Here is a 16,838-nt window from a genome sequence, read left to right as displayed (position 1 = left end):
GCAAACATCAATTCCCCCCGTTCTGTTCCGTATCCTGTGCCCGCGCATTCTCACCGAGTTCGCCTGCGAGCAGTTCGAGGGCACCTCGCACACTCTCACTACGGATATCCGCCCTCTCACCATTCAACCGCAGAGCCGTCACTTTCTCGATGCCGGAGGGTCCGGCCACGGCCACGTAGACCGTGCCGACCGGCTGCCCGTCCTGTGGTTCCGGTCCCGCGACCCCCGTGGTGGAGACGCCCCAGTCCGCGTCGAGGACCCGGCGCACACCGGCCGCCATCTGCAGCGCGACCTCGGGGTCCACGGCTCCGCGTTCCGCCAGCAGGCCCCCGTCGACGCCCAGGACGTCCCGCTTCAGGGAGGTGGCGTAAGCGGTCACCGATCCGCGGAAGGACCGGGAGGCGCCGGGTACGGAGGTCAGGTCGGCGGCGACCAGGCCGCCCGTCAGCGATTCGGCGACGGCGAGCGTCTCGCCCCGCGCTCCGAGAAGCCGGAGCACCCGGGCAGCGGCTGTCACCGCTCGGCCTCCGCGGCGTCGCGCGCCTCGGCAGCAGCGTGTACGTCCTTCACGCCGGCCACGGCTCCAGCGGCCGGACCGGCTTCGGCCGCGGTGCCGGCGTCGGCCTGGAGGGCCTCCGCAGCCTCTGCGGCCCGCTCGGCCGCGGCGGCGCGCTCGGCGGCGAGGCCCTGGCGACGCAGGACGACGGCCTGACGTACGTAATCGAGTCCGGTGACGACCGTCAGCACGACGGCGACCATCATCATCCAGAAACGCAAGGTCGCCAGGGGTCCGGTGAGCACCAGGACGTACATCCCGGCCGCCGTCCCCTGCGCGAGCGTCTTCAGCTTGCCGCCCCTGCTGGCCGGGATCACCGCGTGCCGGATGACCCAGAACCGCATCAGCGTGATGCCCAGCTCACGGGCGAGGATCACCCCGGTGATCCACCACGGCAGATCGCCCAGGACGGACAGCGAGACCAGCGCAGCGCCCATGATCGCTTTGTCGGCGATCGGGTCGGCGATCTTCCCGAAGTCCGTGACCAGGTTGTACGCCCGCGCCAGATGACCGTCGAACAGGTCGGTGATCATCGCGACGGCGAAGGCCGCCCAGGCGAACGCGCGCCAGACCGGGTCGTATCCGCCGTCGTGGAACAGCAGCAGGACGAACCCGGGCACGAGCAGCAGCCGCACCATGGTCAAGATGTTGGCGATGTTCCACAGGCTGGCCTGGTTGACGGCCGCAGTGCCCAGCTTGCCGCCGCGGACCGGCTTCGCGCCGGAGCCGCCTGCCGCGGATGCCGGGACTCCGGTCATCTGGCTACCTCCGCAAGCTCATGGTGTTCGGCCACCAGGTCGACGCCCTCGGTGCCCACTGCCTTTGCCTCGACCATACGGCCCGGCACGAGACCCTCGCGTGTGGTGAAGACCACCTGGCCATCCGTTTCGGGGGCCTGGTGCGCCGCGCGCCCGATCGCGACCTCGCCGTCCTCCTCCGACTCCACGGACTCCACCAGCACCTGGAGGGTCTCGCCGACGCGCTCCTCGGCCCGCTGCGAGGTCAGCTCCTCGGCCAGCTGGGAGATGTGGGCGAGGCGCTCCGCGATGGTGTCGGCGTCGAGCTTGTTCTCGTAGCCGACCGCCTCGGTGCCCTCCTCGTCCGAGTACCCGAAGACACCGATCGCGTCGAGGCGGGCGCCGGTGAGGAAGCGTTCCAGCTCGGCGAGGTCCGCCTCGGTCTCGCCGGGGAAACCGACGATGAAGTTCGAGCGGGCACCGGCCTGGGGGGCCTTGCTCCGGATGGTGTCCAGGAGCTCCAGGAACCGGTCGGTGTCGCCGAAGCGGCGCATCGCGCGCAGCACGCCGGGGGCGGAGTGCTGGAAGGAGAGGTCGAAGTACGGGGCGACCTTCGGGGTCGAGGTGAGGACGTCGATGAGGCCCGGGCGCATCTCGGCGGGCTGGAGGTAGCTGACCCGGATCCGCTCGATGCCGTCCACGTCGGCCAGCTCGGGCAGCAGGGTCTCCAGGAGGCGGATGTCGCCGAGGTCCTTGCCGTAGGAGGTGTTGTTCTCGGAGACGAGCATGACCTCCTTGACGCCCTGTTCGGCCAGCCAGCGGGTCTCCTGGAGCACGTCCGAGGGACGCCGCGAGATGAAGGAGCCGCGGAAGGAGGGGATGGCGCAGAAGGAGCAGCGGCGGTCGCAGCCGGAGGCGAGCTTCACCGAGGCGACGGGGCTGGTGCCGAGCCTGCGGCGCAGCGGCGCCCGCGGCCCGGAGACCGGTGCGACACCTTCGGGGAGGTCCTCGGGCGCGGGGGCGGGCGTCTCCTGGGCGTGGCCGGGCAGCGCCACGGCGGCGTCCTGCCGCTCGGCGGGGCTGATCGGCAGCAGCTTGCGGCGGTCGCGCGGGGTGTGCGAGGCGTGGATGCCGCCGTTGAGGATGGTCTGGAGCCGGTCGGAGATGTCGGCGTAGTCGTCGAATCCGAGGACACCGTCCGCCTCCGGCAGGGCCTCGGCGAGGTCCTTGCCGTAGCGCTCGGCCATGCAGCCGACGGCGACGACGGCCTGGGTGCGGCCTTGATCCTTCAGATCGTTGGCTTCGAGCAGGGCGTCGACGGAGTCCTTCTTGGCGGCTTCGACGAACCCACAGGTGTTGACGACTGCGACATCCGCGTCGGAGGCATCCTCGACGAGGTCCCAGCCGTCCGCTGCCAAGCGGCCTGCAAGCTCCTCCGAGTCCACCTCGTTACGGGCGCAGCCAAGAGTGACAAGGGCGACGGTACGGCGTTCGGGCATGGACTCAAGACTACTTTGTTCCGGCGGCCCCCCTGCCGTGCAGGGTTGCCTGCCCCTACCGCCACCCCTTCCCCGCTACGGGGAGTAACGGGGTCCGGGCCGGGGAACGCCGACGGGCGCCCGGCGCGATGCCGGACGCCCGTCGGGACGTGTGCGGAAGCGGAGGGCGGCGGATCAGCCGGCCTCGGGGTCGCCCTTGGTGTAGGAAAGCCGTTCGACCTGGCCAGGACCGAAGCGGTCCTCGACCTGCTTGCCGTTCACGAAGAGCTCGATCGCCCCGGCGTCGCCGAGGACGAGGTCGATGCGCTCCTTGTCCTGGAAGGTCTTGGACTCGCCCTGGAGCAGCAGCCCGTCGAAGAGCTGCCGCCCGTTGTGATCCTTGGCCGAGATCCAGCTCTTGCCCCGGTCCGCGCTGAGCTTGACCGTCACCTTGTCCCGGGGGGCGGCGGCGATGGCGCTCTCGGAGGGCACGGGCTTGCGGTCGGAGGGCTTGGTGGCGGTGGGCTTGGCCGCGGTCTTGTCGGGCTTGGAGCCCTCCGCGATCTGTGCGGTGTTCGAGGGTTCGTCCTCGCCGCTGAAGAGCGTGAAGCCGACGAAACCGATGACGGCGACGATGGCCGCGACCATGGCGGCGGTCCAGTTGGGCCGCCGGGGTTCGGAGCGGATGCGTTCCGCTTCGAACAGCGGAGCCGCGGGGGTCGGTGCGGGACGGCCGCCGTGATCGGCGTCGTACTCCTCGACCAGCGGTTCCGGATCGAGGCCGACGGCACGGGCGAGCGTGCGGATGTGGCCGCGGGCGTAGACGTCGCCGCCGCAGCGGGAGAAGTCGTCCTGCTCGATCGCGTGCACGATGGGGATGCGCACCCGGGTGGAGCTGCTGACTTCCTCGACCGTCAGAGCCGCGGCGATTCGAGCCTGCTGAAGGGCACGACCGATCGAAGGCCGGTCGTCTTCGGGGGAGTTGCCGATGGACACGGGGGCGCCTTTCGAGCGTGAGCCACCTGCTGGATGTTCAGTCTAGGGGGGGTACGAAAGGGAGGGGCAACCGGGAGGGACGACTTTGTACGCCATCGGGTTCGCCGGACGGCCCCGCCGCCGGCTCCGGGGCGGAGCGGGGACGGAGCACAGCCCCGATCGAGGACTGGTCAACCTGTAGTGGGCCGAACGGGGTGGGAGTACGGATGCGGTGACGACGGAGCGTGCTGCGGGGAGGAGCATGGTTCCGTCCCTCCCTTCAACTGGACGTACGACCGTACGAAACGGTTGCCCACAAAACCTTTACGGAGCGGATTCCCCGCGGATGACGGCCAACACCCCGTCGAGCTCGTCGGGTTTCACCATGACGTCGCGCGCCTTGGAGCCCTCGCTCGGTCCGACGATGTTGCGGGACTCCATCAGGTCCATCAGCCGGCCCGCCTTCGCGAAGCCGACCCGGAGCTTGCGCTGGAGCATCGAGGTCGATCCGAACTGGGTGGAGACGACCAGTTCGGCGGCCTGGCAGAGCAGGTCCAGGTCGTCGCCGATGTCCTCGTCGATCTCCTTCTTCTGTTTCGTGCCCACCACGACGTCGTCCCGGAAGACCGGGGCCATCTGGTCCTTGCAGTGCTGGACGACGGCGGCGACCTCGTCCTCGGTGACGAACGCGCCCTGCATACGGGTGGGTTTGTTGGCGCCCATCGGGAGGAAGAGCCCGTCGCCCTTGCCGATGAGCTTCTCGGCTCCGGGCTGGTCGAGGATGACGCGGCTGTCGGCGAGGGAGGAGGTGGCGAAGGCGAGCCGGGAGGGGACGTTGGCCTTGATCAGGCCGGTCACCACGTCGACCGAGGGCCGCTGGGTGGCGAGCACCAGGTGGATGCCGGCCGCACGGGCCAGCTGGGTGATGCGGACGATCGAGTCCTCGACGTCGCGCGGGGCCACCATCATCAGGTCGGCCAGCTCGTCGACGATCACCAGCAGGTACGGGTACGGGGACAGCTCCCGCTCACTGCCCTCGGGCGCCTTGCACTTGCCGTTGCGCACCGCGTGGTTGAAGTCGTCGATGTGCCGGTAGCCGAAGTTGGCGAGGTCGTCGTAGCGCAGGTCCATCTCCCGCACGACCCACTGGAGCGCCTCGGCGGCCTTCTTGGGGTTGGTGATAATCGGGGTGATGAGGTGGGGGATGCCCTCGTACGCGGTCAGCTCGACGCGCTTGGGGTCGACGAGGACCATCCGTACGTCGTCCGGGGTGGCCCGCACCATGATCGAGGTGATCAGGCAGTTGATGCAGGAGGACTTGCCGGAGCCGGTGGCGCCGGCGACCAGGACGTGCGGCATCTTGGCGAGGTTGGCCATCTCGTAGCCGCCCTCGACGTTCTTGCCGAGCGCCACGAGCATCGGGTGGTCGTCCTCGGCCGCGTCCGCGAGGCGCAGCACGTCGCCGAGGTTGACCATCTCCCGGTCGGAGTTGGGAATCTCGATGCCGACGGCGGACTTGCCCGGGATCGGCGAGATGATCCGCACGTCCGGGCTCGCCACGGCGTACGCGATGTTCTTGGCCAGTGCCGTGATCTTCTCGACCTTCACGGCGGGGCCGAGCTCGATCTCGTAACGGGTGACGGTCGGGCCCCGGGTGAATCCGGTGACCGCGGCGTCGACCTTGAACTCGGTGAAGACGTTGGTCAGCGAGGCGACGACCACGTCGTTGGCGGCGCTGCGGGTCTTGCCCGGTCCGCCGCGCTCCAGGAGGTCGAGCGAGGGCAGCGAGTACGTGATGTCGCCGGACAGCTGGAGCTGCTCGGCGCGGGCGGGCAGGCCCTCGGAACGCTCCGGTGCGGGCTTCGTCAGGTCCGGAACGGCGCCGGACCGGCCGGAGGTGTCACCGCCGGTCGCGTCGTCCGCGGCACCGGGCCGCTCTTGCCTGCGCCCTGCCCCGGCCTTCCCCGCGCTGTCCCGCTCGGCCTCCCGGGCTCCGGGGACGGGCGTCCCGGTGCGCTCCCGGTCCCCGGAGACGCCCTGGGTCAGGTCGGCGACGACCGGCGAGGGCGGCATGCCGTTGAGCACGGCTCCGTCGAGCGCGGCGGCAGCGGCCGCGGCGACGTCCACCGCGTCCAGCGGCCGGTTCATCGCGGGCTGCGCGGAGGGCCTGCGGGGCCTCCTGCGCTTGGTGAGCGCTTCCGCCTCCGCCTCGTCGTGGTCGTGGACGGGGTCCGCGTCCGGGCGCCGCGTGCCACGCCGACGGGTCCGGTCGGGCAGCGCCTCGCGCCACTGTTCGTCGTAGCGCTCATCGTCCTCGTACCCCTCGCCGGCCTCGGGCGCCGGTTCCACGATGCCGAGGCGGACACCGAGCTGACGCAGCCGCTGCGGAATGGCGTTGACCGGAGTGGCGGTGACGACGAGGAGACCGAACACGGTCAGCAGCACCAGCAGCGGTACGGCGAGCACCTCGCCCATCATGAAGATCAGCGGCTTGGAAGTGGCCCAGCCGATCAGCCCGCCCGCGTCCTGCATCGCCTCGGTGCCCTCGGCCCGGCCCGGCGACCCCACGGCGATGTGCACCTGGCCGAGGACCCCGATGACCAGGGCGGAGAGCCCGATGACGATACGGCCGTTGGCGTCGGGCCGCTCCGGGTACAGGATCAGCCGCACCGCGATCGCGCCCAGCAGTATCGGCGCGAGCAGGTCGAGCCGGCCGAAGGCGCCGGTCACCAGCATCTCGACCAGGTCGCCGACCGGCCCCTGGAGGTTGGACCAAGTGCCCGCGGCGACGATCAGCGCCAGGCCGAGCAGCAGCAGGGCGAGCCCGTCCTTGCGGTGGGCGGGGTCAAGTCCCTTGGCTCCACGCCCTATCGAGCGGAACAGGGCGCCGACGCCGTGCGCCGCCCCGAGCCAGACCGCCCGCACCAGCCGGTAGACGCCTCCGGTGGGTGACGGTGCGGGTTTGGGCGCGGCCTTCTTGGCCGCCGCCTTCTTGGCGGGAGCCCTCTTCGCGGGAGCAGCCGACTTCTTGGGCGCGGTCTTCTTGGCGGGCGCGGCTTTCCTCGCCGGGCCCGAGGTACGGCCGACGCGCTTCGCGGCGCCCGCCGCGCCCTGGGAACCCTTGCCGGACGTACGTGAGGCCATGGTGCCGAGGTTACCGCTGTCGTCGCCCGTGAATACGTTCGCCTACTGGTTCACCCGACCGTGTCGCCCTCGGGGGGCCGGGAACTGACGCCACCTCACGGCAGCGGTCGGCACGCACCGAGCCGGAGGGGCCGGAAATCGTCAGCTCTGTGCGGGCAGCACGCCCGTACCCCCGCCGGTGCCCGGCTCCAGCGCGTCGAGCGCGCGGCGCAGGCCGGTCAGCTTGCGTTCGAGGTGGGCGGCGGTGGCTACCGCCGCGGCGTCCGCGGATTCGTCGTCGAGCTGCTTGGAGAGCGCTTCGGCCTGCTCCTCGACCGCCGCGAGCCGCGCGGAGAGTTCGGCCAGCAGACCGGCCGGCTCCCTCTCGTGCTCGCCGCCCGCGTGGCCGTCGCCCTCCAACTGGAGCCGCAGCAGTGCGGCCTGCTCGCGGAGCTTGCAGTTCTTCATGTACAGCTCGACGAAGACCGAGACCTTGGCCCGCAGGACCCATGGGTCGAACGGCTTCGAGATGTAGTCCACCGCACCGGCCGCGTAGCCGCGGAAGGTGTGATGCGGACCGTGGTTGATCGCGGTGAGGAAGATGATCGGGATGTCCCGGGTCCGCTCCCGCCGCTTGATGTGCGCGGCTGTCTCGAAACCGTCCATGCCCGGCATCTGGACGTCCAGCAGAATGACCGCGAAGTCGTCCGTGAGCAGCGCTTTGAGCGCTTCCTCCCCTGACGATGCCCGGACCAGTGTCTGATCGAGCGCAGAGAGGATGGCCTCCAGCGCCAGCAGATTCTCCGGCCGGTCATCGACCAGGAGGATCTTGGCCTTCTGCACCATGGCCCGTCCTCCTCGCCCCGGAAATGCACCGGGTGCCGCCCCAGGGGACGACTCCCTTACGCCGTCCGTCCTTGTGCCGGTCATGGTAGCCGCACCCCGCCCGTCACCACACCCTGTCACCGCGATGTCACTGTGCACATACCGCAAACGCGGTTTGAGACCAGAAGGTTCCCCGAATACGGCGAGTTCACACCCGTTCGAGCACAGTCGGTCAACAACGGACGCTCTTCTGCTCCAATCCCGATCACTCTCCGTGCATCCACTGCTCCATCACCGCCAGCAAGTGATCAGGGTCAACCGGCTTCGTCACATAGTCGGAAGCCCCGCAATCGATGGCCTTCTCCCGGTCGCCCTTCATGGCCTTCGCGGTGAGCGCGACGATCGGCAATCCGGCGAACTGCGGCATCCGACGGATCGCGGTCGTCGTCGCGTAACCGTCCATCTCGGGCATCATGATGTCCATCAGCACGACCGTCACATCGTCGTGCTGCTCCAGGACTTCGATGCCCTCACGGCCGTTCTCCGCGTACAGCACCGCCAGTCCGTGCTGCTCCAGCACGCTGGTGAGCGCGAAGACGTTGCGGATGTCGTCGTCGACGATGAGGACCTTCTCACCGCGGAAGCGGAACGTCCGCCGGGGCTCCCTCTCCTCCGCCGCCGGCTGGCCCTGAACCTGGCTCTCGCCCTGGCTCCCCTGCGCCTGCACCCACTCCTCCTGCTGTGGGGAGCTCTCGGGCGTGGTCCTGCCGGTCGGCAGCGCGGGCCTGCGGGCAGCGTCCCCCAGGGCCTTGCGCCGCCGCCGGAACATCCCTGCGGAGTTGGCCGGGTCGCCGAACGGAGCCGGCTGGCCCTGCGGCGACTGCACGTGCCCCATCTCGCCCGCGCCGCCCAGCACCTCGGCGGAACCGGAACCCACCGCGGGGTAGCCCTGGGGCGGCAGTTCGGCCCGGTGCAGCGGCAGGTACAGAGTGAAGGTGGAACCGCGTCCCGGCTCGCTCGCCGCGTGGATCTCGCCTCCGAGCAGCCGTGCGATCTCCCGGCTGATCGAGAGACCGAGGCCGGTGCCGCCGTACTTCCGGCTCGTCGTGCCGTCCGCCTGCTTGAACGCCTCGAAGATCACCAGCATCTTGCTGGACGCGATCCCGATCCCGGTGTCGGTGACCGAGAAGGCGATCAGATCGGCGTCCGCGTCCCGCAGCGAACCGGCCTCCAGCAGGTGCTCCCGGATCGCGTTGGGCACATCGGCGCCGGCCGGCCGGATCACCAGCTCCACCGCACCGCCGTCGGTGAACTTCACCGCGTTGGAGAGCAGGTTGCGCAGCACCTGCAGCAGGCGCTGCTCGTCGGTGTGCAGCGTCGCGGGAAGCTCCGGCGACACCCGTACGGAGAAGTCGAGCCCCTTCTCCGCGGTGAGTGGGCGGAAGGTCGCCTCCACATAGTCGACCAGCTGGACCAGCGCGATCCTGGTCGGGCTGACGTCCATCTTGCCCGCCTCGACCTTCGACAGGTCGAGGATGTCGTTGATCAGCTGGAGCAGGTCGGAACCGGCCCCGTGAATCGTCTCGGCGAACTCCACCTGCTTCGGCGAGAGGTTGCCCTCGGCGTTGTCCGCCAGCAACTTGGCGAGGATCAGCAGCGAGTTCAGCGGCGTACGCAGCTCGTGCGACATGTTCGCCAGGAACTCGGACTTGTAGCGCATCGAGACCGCGAGCTGCTCGGCCCGCTCCTCCAGCACCTGCCGCGCCTCCTCGATCTCGGTGTTCTTCACCTCGATGTCGCGGTTCTGCTGGGCCAGCAGCTCGGCCTTCTCCTCCAGTTCGGCGTTGGACGCCTGGAGGGCCTTCTGACGGTTCTCCAACTCCTGCGAGCGGTCACGCAGTTGCTCGGTCAGCTCCTGCGACTGCTCCAGGAGCTTCTCGGTCTTGGTGTTGACGCTGATCGTGTTGACGCTCGTCGCGATCATCTCGGCGAGCTGGTTGAGGAAGTCCCGCTGGATATGCGTGAACGGCTGGAAGGAGGCCAGCTCGATCACGCCGAGGACCTTGCCCTCGAAGAGCACCGGCAGCACGATCACATGCGCCGGAGGGGCCTCTCCCAGCCCGGAGGAGATCTTCAGATAGCCCGGCGGCACGTTGTCCACCTGGATCGTCCGCTTCTCCTCGGCCGCCGTCCCGATGAGCGTCTCACCGGGCCGGAACGAGGTCGGCATCGAACCCGCGGAGTAGCCGTAACTCCCCCGCATCCGCAGCTCGTACGCGCTGGCCGCACCGTCGTCCGGACCCACCTCGTCCGAGTCGCCCGCGGTCATGGCCAGGAAGAACGCGCCGTGCTGCGCCGAGACCACCGGCGTCAGCTCGCTCATGATCAGCGAGGCCACGTCGTCCAGATCACGGCGGCCCTGCATCAGGCCCGAGATCCGGGCCAGATTGCCCTTCAGCCAGTCCTGCTCCTTGTTGGCGAGGGTGGTGTCGCGCAGGTTCGCGATCATCGTGTTGATGTTGTCCTGGAGGACCTGGATCTCGCCGGCCGCGTCCACGTCGATCTTCAGGTTCAGGTCGCCGCGGGTCACCGCGGTGGCGACGGCCGCGATGGCGCGGACCTGACGGGTCAGGTTCCCGGCCATCTCGTTCACCGACTCGGTGAGGTCGCGCCAGGTGCCGTCGACGTCCCGCACCCGCGCCTGACCGCCCAGCTGCCCCTCGGTGCCCACCTCGCGGGCGACCCGGGTCACCTGCTCCGCGAACGAGGACAGCTGGTCGACCATCGTGTTGATGGTGTTCTTCAGCTCCTGGATCTCACCGCGCGCGTCGATGTCGATCTTCTTGGTCAGGTCGCCCTTGGCGATGGCGGTGGTGACCGTGGCGATCTGCCGCACCTGGCCGGTCAGGTTGGAGGCCATCGAGTTCACGGACTCGGTGAGGTCCTTCCACGTACCGGCGACTCCCGGCACCCGCGCCTGGCCGCCCAGCTCGCCTTCCGTACCCACCTCGCGGGCCACACGCGTGACCTCGTCGGCGAACGAGGACAGCGTCGTCACCATCGTGTTGACCGTGTCGGCCAGCTCCGCGACCTCGCCGCGCGCCTCCACGGTGACCTTCTTCGTCAGATCGCCGTTGGCGACCGCCGAGGAGACCCGGGAGATGTTGCGCACCTGGCTGGTCAGGTTGTTGGCCATCAGGTTGACGTTCTCGCTGAGGTCCTTCCAGATGCCGGTCGCCCCGCGCACCCGCGCCTGACCGCCGAGAATGCCCTCGGTACCCACCTCGCGGGCCACGCGCGAGACCTCGTCCGCGAAGTTCAGCAGCTGATCGACCATCGTGTTGACGGTCGTGACCAGTTCGAGGATCTCGCCCTTGGCGTCGACCGTGATCTTCTTGGAGAGATCGCCCTTGGCGACCGCCGTGGTGACCTCGGCGATGTTGCGGACCTGGAGAGTCAGGTTGTTCGCCATGCCGTTGACGGACTGGGTGAGGTCCTTCCACGTACCGGACACGCCCTGGACCTCGGCCTGACCGCCGAGAATGCCCTCCGTACCCACCTCGCGGGCGACCCGCGTCACCTGCTCCGCGAAGTTGGACAGCTGGTCCACCATCGTGTTGAGGGTGTTCTTCAGCTCCAGGATCTCGCCCCGGGCGTCCACGTCGATCTTCTGCGACAGGTCACCGCGCGCCACCGCCGTGGCGACCTGAGCGATGTTACGGACCTGGGCGGTGAGGTTTCCGGCCATACCGTTCACCGAATCGGTGAGATCGCGCCACACTCCGGCCACGCCGGGCACCTGCGCCTGACCGCCCAGACGCCCGTCCGTACCCACCTCACGGGCCACCCTGGTGACCTGGTCGGCGAAGGCGGAGAGCTGGTCGACCATCGTGTTGATGGTGTTCTTCAGCTCCAGGATCTCGCCGCGGGCGTCCACGTCGATCTTCTGCGACAGATCGCCCCGCGCCACCGCCGTCGTCACCTGCGCGATCTGCCTCACCTGGGAGGTGAGGTTGCCGGCCATGAAGTTGACGGAGTCCGTGAGTTCCTTCCACGTACCCGACACACCGTCCACACGCGCCTGACCGCCGAGGCGGCCCTCGGTGCCCACGTCCCGGGCCATCCGCGTCACCTGGTCGGCGAAGCTGGACAGCTGCGCCACCATCGTGTTGACGGTGTTCTTCAGCTCCAGCATCTCCCCGGCCACGTCCACGGTGACCTTCTGCGACAGATCACCGTTCGCGACAGCCGTGGTGACCTGCGCGATGTCCCGGACCTGACCGGTCAGGTTACGGAACGCGGTGTTCACCGAGTCGGTGAGGTCCTTCCACGTCCCCGCGGCTCCCGGCACCTCGGCCTGGCCCCCGAGCCGGCCCTCGACGCCGACCTCCCGGGCCACGCGGGTCACCTCGGAACCGAACGACTGGAGCTGGTCCACCATCGTGTTGACGGTGTTCTTCAGCTCCAGCATCTCCCCGGCCACGTCGACCGTGACCTTCTGCGACATGTCGCCGCTGGCCACCGCCGTCGTCACCTGCGCGATGTCGCGCACCTGGGTCGTCAGATTCCGGAAGACCGTGTTCACCGAGTCGGTGAGGTCCTTCCAGGTCCCCGCCGCGCCCGGCACCTGCGCCTGACCGCCGAGCAGCCCCTCGCCACCGACCTCGCTCGCCACCCGCGTCACTTCGTCCGCGAAGGTGCGCAGCGTCTCGGTCATCTGGTTGATCGTCTCGGCGAGCTGCGCGACCTCGCCGCGTGCGCTCACCGTGACCTTCTGCGTCAGGTCACCGCTGGCGACCGCCGTCGTCACCTCCGCGATACCGCGCACCTGGGAGGTGAGGTTGCCCGCCATCGTGTTGACGGAGTCGGTGAGGTCCTTCCACACGCCTGCCACACCCGGCACGGTCGCCTGACCGCCCAGCTCGCCCTCCGTACCCACCTCACGGGCGACGCGTGTCACCTCGGAGGAGAACGAGGACAACTGGTCGACCATCGTGTTGACGGTGTTCTTCAGCTGGAGCATCTCACCGGCCACATGGACGGTGACCTTCCGCGACAGATCACCCTTGGCGACCGCCGTCGTCACCAGCGCGATGTCCCGCACCTGGGCCGTCAGCCGGTACGCCATCGTGTTGACGGAGTCCGTGAGGTCCTTCCAGGACCCGGACATCCCACGCACCTGCGCCTGCCCGCCGAGCTTGCCCTCGGTGCCCACCTCGACGGCGACCCGGGTCACCTGCTCGGTGAAGACCGACAGCTGGTCGACGAGGTTGTTGACCGTACGGGCGACCTTCAGGAACTCGCCGCGCAGCGGCCGGACCGTCTCGTCCGTCGTGTGCGACCGCAGCTCCATCCGCTGCTCCAGATCACCGTCGGCGACCGCCGACAGCACCCGGCCCACTTCGGAGACCGGTCGCGCGAGATCGTCGACGAGCTCGTTGGAGGCGTCGATCGCGGCGGCCCAGGAACCCTCGCAGGCGCCCGTCTCCAGCCGCTCCGTGAGCTTTCCCTCCCGGCCGACCACGCGCCGTACGCGGGCCAGCTCACCGGTGAGATGAAGGTTCCGGTCGGCGACCTCGTTGAAGACCGCGGAGATCTCCGTCATCACACCGTCGCCGGAGACGGTGAGCCGCCGGCGGAAGTTGCCGTCGCGCATCGCCACGAGTCCCGCGAGCAGTCTGTTCAGAGCTGCCGCGTCGACCTCGACGGTGCCATTGCGCTGCTTTTTCACGGACTGTCCGCCTTTTGTACGCGCCTTCGAACCCTGCGCCGCCACGCCAGACTCCACCGTGTCCCTCCCGCAGGGGTTGACCGTTTCACTCGGGCCTATCAGGAAGCTTGCCCAGTTCCACTTTGGCTCACCGCCACAGCACACCGTCAACGGGCGACCGGGCGGACGTCAAATCATGGCAACGTACCAGGCCGGAACCGGTCGGCGGGCAACCTGTCCCGGTTGCCCCCCATCCCTTGCACCCGGAGTCCATACTTGTGCGCCCGCGCACGACTACAAGACCGTTCTGTCCCGAACTCGGCCCTCGTGTAACCGGCACCCCCGACGAACGTCTAGCCTGGCAAGCGAATCGAAGCGGCGATAAACGGGCACAGGACTCGGGGAAGCGACGAGACACCATATGGGGAGTGCTGTGATCACCGCGCGCGCGGCCGCCACCTTCGAACCGGTCGGGCGCTCTGTCGCGACCGCCCGCGCCTTCGTCCGGGACACGCTCCAGGGGTGGGGCTACAACGATGTCGTCGACGACGCCGTCGTCCTCACCAGTGAGCTCGTGACCAACGCCGTCGTGCACGCGGGGACGGCGGCCGACGTGCTGTGCCTGCGCAGCGGGGACGGCGTCCGCGTCGAGGTCGCCGACCACTATCCGGAACGCGAGGTCCCGCTCCAGAGCAACGGCCTCGACTTCGGCAGCCCCGACCGCGAGAACGGCCGCGGTCTGCTGCTCTGCGCGGCGCTGGCCTCCCGCTGGGGTGTCGAGTACTCCCCCACCCGTAAGCACGTCTGGTTCCAGCTGGACCTGCCGGACCGGCCCGTGGGCATCCGCTCCGCCGGCCCGGTCCTGCCCACCTCGCTGCTCCCCGTCACCGACCAGCGCGTGCGGGTCGCCGTCGTCCAGATCGACAGCACCGGCGCGATCAGCGCGTGGAACGACGACGCCGCGTACGTCTTCGGGCACACCGCGGAACAGGTCACCGGCAAGCAGTTCACCGACTTCGTGGCCTGGCCGCACACCCCGGGGACCAACACCGGCATCGCCGACGCCCTCCAGCTCTCCCGCTGGGAGGGCAGCTACGGAATCCGCGGCGCCGACGGCCGGACCATCGCCGTCTACTCCTCACACCTGCGGGTCCGCGACACCGACGGCGAACCTTCCACGGTCTGTCTCCTCGTCCGCGACGACGAGCGTGCCGTGCTCCAGTCCCCCGTCCGCGCCCCGGTCTCCGACGCCTCCTCCGACAACCGCACCACGGACCCGTTCGAAGTGTTCATCGGCTCCCCGGCCCCCGACGACCTCGACGGCCTCCTCCAGCGGACGGTCGAGCGGGCACGCGACATGCTCGACGCCGACGCGGCGTTCCTCCTGCTCGCCACGGACGACGAGACGGAGCTGGAGGTCCGCGCCACGACGGGCCTCCCCTCGGCCCGCCAGCGCTTCGCCCGGGTCCCCGTGGAAGCCGGGACGGGACGCTACGGCTCCGCCCGCATGCCGGCCGTCCACGAGGACCTCACGGCCGTCCCCGGCGCCGTGCCCCTGCTCACCGACACCGGGATGCGCTCGGTCGTCACGGTCCCGCTCAAAGTCGAGGGCCGCCTCACCGGCTCCCTCGGCGTCGCGGCGGAAGCGGCGGGCCGCTACACCAACGAGGAGGCCCTGCGCCTCCAGTTCGCGGCGGACCGCATCGCGCTGGCCGTGGAGTCCGCCCGTCTGGGCGAGCTGGAACGGCTGCGCCGCGGCTCCCTGTCCTTCCTCGTCGAGGCCTCCGACCTGCTGGCCGGCACGCTCGACCGGGACCAGACCCTCGCGCTCATGGCCCAGATGACGGTCCCGACGCTGGCCACCTGGTGCGCCGTCTACACGATCGCGGACCAGTCCTCCGAGCCCTACCTCTCCTACGTGCTCCACGAGGACGAGGACCTCATCGACGGCCTCAAGGCCCTGCTCTCCAAGATCGCCCCGCCGGATCCGGTACCGACCCCGGGCGCCCGTGTCTGGGCCGCACCCTCGGAGGCCGGTCACCGTGCCGCGCTGAGCACCTCGACCCGCAGCCTGCAGCACGACGCGCCGCTGAGCATGAGCACGGCCACCCGCACCATCCTCGCCACGGCCCAGGCCGTCGGCGGCGAGACGGTGGTCCTTCCGCTGGTAGCCCGCAACCGCGTGATCGGCATGCTGACGCTGGGGAAGCCCTCGGACGACCACTTCCGCCAGGAGATCCTGGAACTGGCCGAGGACCTCTCCCGTAGGGCCGCCCTGGCCCTGGACAACGCCCGCCTGTACTCGGAGCGCATGGCCATCAGCCAGTCCCTCCAGCGCAGCCTGCTGCCCCCGGGCCTGCCCGACGTGCCGAACGTCGAGATCGAGGTCATCTACCGCGCCGCGGGCGAGGGCAACGAGGTCGGCGGCGACTTCTACGACGTCTTCCCGATCAGCGACGGCGCGTACGGCTTCGCCATCGGCGACGTCTGCGGTACGGGGCCCGAGGCCGCCGCCGTCACGGGCCTCGCCCGCCACGCGCTGCGCCTGCTGGCCCGCGAGGGCTTCGGCGGTCCCGCGGTCCTGGAGCGCCTCAACGCGGCGATCCTCGAAGAGGGTGCCCGCAGCCGCTTCCTGACCCTCCTGTACGGCGAGCTGTGGCCCCAGGAGGACGGCAGCGCCCTCCTGAAGGTCGTCTGCGCCGGCCACCCACTGCCGCTGCGCCTGCGCCAGGACGGCTCCGTCGAGTCCGCCGCGGAACCGCAGCCCCTGCTCGGCGTCATCGAGGACCTCGACCTGTACGAGCAGGAGGTCGTCCTCAACCCGGGCGACGTCCTCCTGTGCGTCACGGACGGCGTCACCGAACGCCGCGAGGGAAGCCGCATGCTGGGCGACGACGGCCTCGCGGACGTCCTGTCGACCTGTACGGGCCTGACGGCCGGAGCGGTCGCCGCACGCATTCTGCGGGCCGTGGAACGCTTCGCGGCGGAGCCGGCCTCGGACGATATGGCGATCCTGGCCATGCGCGTCCCGGAACCGCCCCGCGTCTGACCCTCAACGCGAAAGGCCCCCGCCAGTGGCGGGGGCCTTTCGCTTTCCTCTGAGCCCCAATGCGGAATCGAACCGCAGACCTTCTCCTTACCATGGAGACGCTCTACCGACTGAGCTATTGGGGCCTCGCTGCGCTGTGGCAACGAGGTAAACCATACACGGCATCCGGGGATGCTCATAATCCCGGCCGGCCGGAGTCGCGGCTCTGGGGCGCCCCTCGTACGCGCGGGTCATGCGGGTCGCGCTGGTGGCTCGGGTGGAGTGGGTGCATGGGTCGCGGATCGGTCCGTGAACGCAGAAAAGCCCCGCACCAAAAGGTGCGGGGCTTTCCCGGAAAAATTGTTCGGCGGCGTCCTACTCTCCCACAGGGTCCCCCCTGCAGTAC

At 69.7% G+C, this 16,838-nt stretch carries 8 protein-coding genes and 1 tRNA gene; 1 reads left to right on the top strand and 8 read right to left on the bottom strand.

The window, feature by feature from the left end:
- Positions 1-7: 7 nt before the first annotated feature.
- From ACIQRW_RS36305 to ACIQRW_RS36275, 7 genes are all read right to left on the bottom strand, one after another.
- Positions 8-517: a CinA family protein gene (locus ACIQRW_RS36305; protein WP_403769076.1), complete on the bottom strand. Its 510-nt coding sequence runs from the start codon at positions 515-517 to the stop codon at positions 8-10.
- Positions 514-1,314 carry a CDP-diacylglycerol--glycerol-3-phosphate 3-phosphatidyltransferase gene (gene pgsA, locus ACIQRW_RS36300; protein WP_403769073.1) on the bottom strand — a complete coding sequence of 267 codons (801 nt, stop codon included), beginning with the start codon at positions 1,312-1,314 and terminating at the stop codon, positions 514-516. Before pgsA ends, ACIQRW_RS36305 begins: the two co-directional genes overlap by 4 nt.
- Entirely contained in the window at positions 1,311-2,792 is a 1,482-nt protein-coding gene (rimO, locus tag ACIQRW_RS36295) for a 30S ribosomal protein S12 methylthiotransferase RimO (protein ID WP_397932755.1), read from the bottom strand. Before rimO ends, pgsA begins: the two co-directional genes overlap by 4 nt.
- Positions 2,793-2,966: 174 nt before the next feature.
- Positions 2,967-3,767: a RodZ domain-containing protein gene (locus ACIQRW_RS36290; RefSeq protein WP_403769069.1), complete on the bottom strand. Its 801-nt coding sequence runs from the start codon at positions 3,765-3,767 to the stop codon at positions 2,967-2,969.
- Between the two features lie 303 nt (positions 3,768-4,070).
- Positions 4,071-6,890, bottom strand: a complete 2,820-nt coding sequence (locus ACIQRW_RS36285) for a DNA translocase FtsK (protein ID WP_403769066.1) — start codon at positions 6,888-6,890, stop codon at positions 4,071-4,073.
- Between the two features lie 141 nt (positions 6,891-7,031).
- Positions 7,032-7,715: a two-component system response regulator gene (locus tag ACIQRW_RS36280; RefSeq protein ID WP_047179132.1), complete on the bottom strand. Its 684-nt coding sequence runs from the start codon at positions 7,713-7,715 to the stop codon at positions 7,032-7,034.
- Positions 7,716-7,959: 244 nt separating this feature from the next.
- Positions 7,960-13,425: a HAMP domain-containing protein gene (locus tag ACIQRW_RS36275; protein ID WP_403769063.1), complete on the bottom strand. Its 5,466-nt coding sequence runs from the start codon at positions 13,423-13,425 to the stop codon at positions 7,960-7,962.
- A 400-nt stretch (positions 13,426-13,825) separates the two neighbouring features.
- On the opposite strand from ACIQRW_RS36275, the gene ACIQRW_RS36270 reads away from it, so the two are divergent.
- Positions 13,826-16,453 (top strand): SpoIIE family protein phosphatase, encoded by a 2,628-nt coding sequence (locus tag ACIQRW_RS36270; protein ID WP_403769060.1) that lies wholly within the window; start codon positions 13,826-13,828, stop codon positions 16,451-16,453.
- A 52-nt stretch (positions 16,454-16,505) separates the two neighbouring features.
- Here the strand turns inward: ACIQRW_RS36270 and ACIQRW_RS36265 are convergent.
- Positions 16,506-16,578: transfer RNA gene (locus ACIQRW_RS36265), tRNA-Thr, on the bottom strand.
- Positions 16,579-16,838 lie beyond the last annotated feature (260 nt).

The organism is Streptomyces sp. NPDC091287, assembly GCF_044768525.1.
Taxonomy (GTDB): Bacteria; Actinomycetota; Actinomycetes; order Streptomycetales; family Streptomycetaceae; genus Streptomyces.
Note: the sequence above shows the minus strand (reverse complement) of the source record. Positions and strands in the feature narration are given on the sequence as shown.

Coding starts and splice junctions, on each gene's coding strand:
- pgsA (WP_403769073.1), bottom strand. CDS start 1,314: ATGACCGGAGTCCCGGCATCCGCGGCAGGCGGCTCCGGCGCGAAGCCG.
- rimO (WP_397932755.1), bottom strand. CDS start 2,792: ATGCCCGAACGCCGTACCGTCGCCCTTGTCACTCTTGGCTGCGCCCGT.
- ACIQRW_RS36285 (WP_403769066.1), bottom strand. CDS start 6,890: ATGGCCTCACGTACGTCCGGCAAGGGTTCCCAGGGCGCGGCGGGCGCC.
- ACIQRW_RS36280 (WP_047179132.1), bottom strand. CDS start 7,715: ATGGTGCAGAAGGCCAAGATCCTCCTGGTCGATGACCGGCCGGAGAAT.
- ACIQRW_RS36270 (WP_403769060.1), top strand. CDS start 13,826: ATGGGGAGTGCTGTGATCACCGCGCGCGCGGCCGCCACCTTCGAACCG.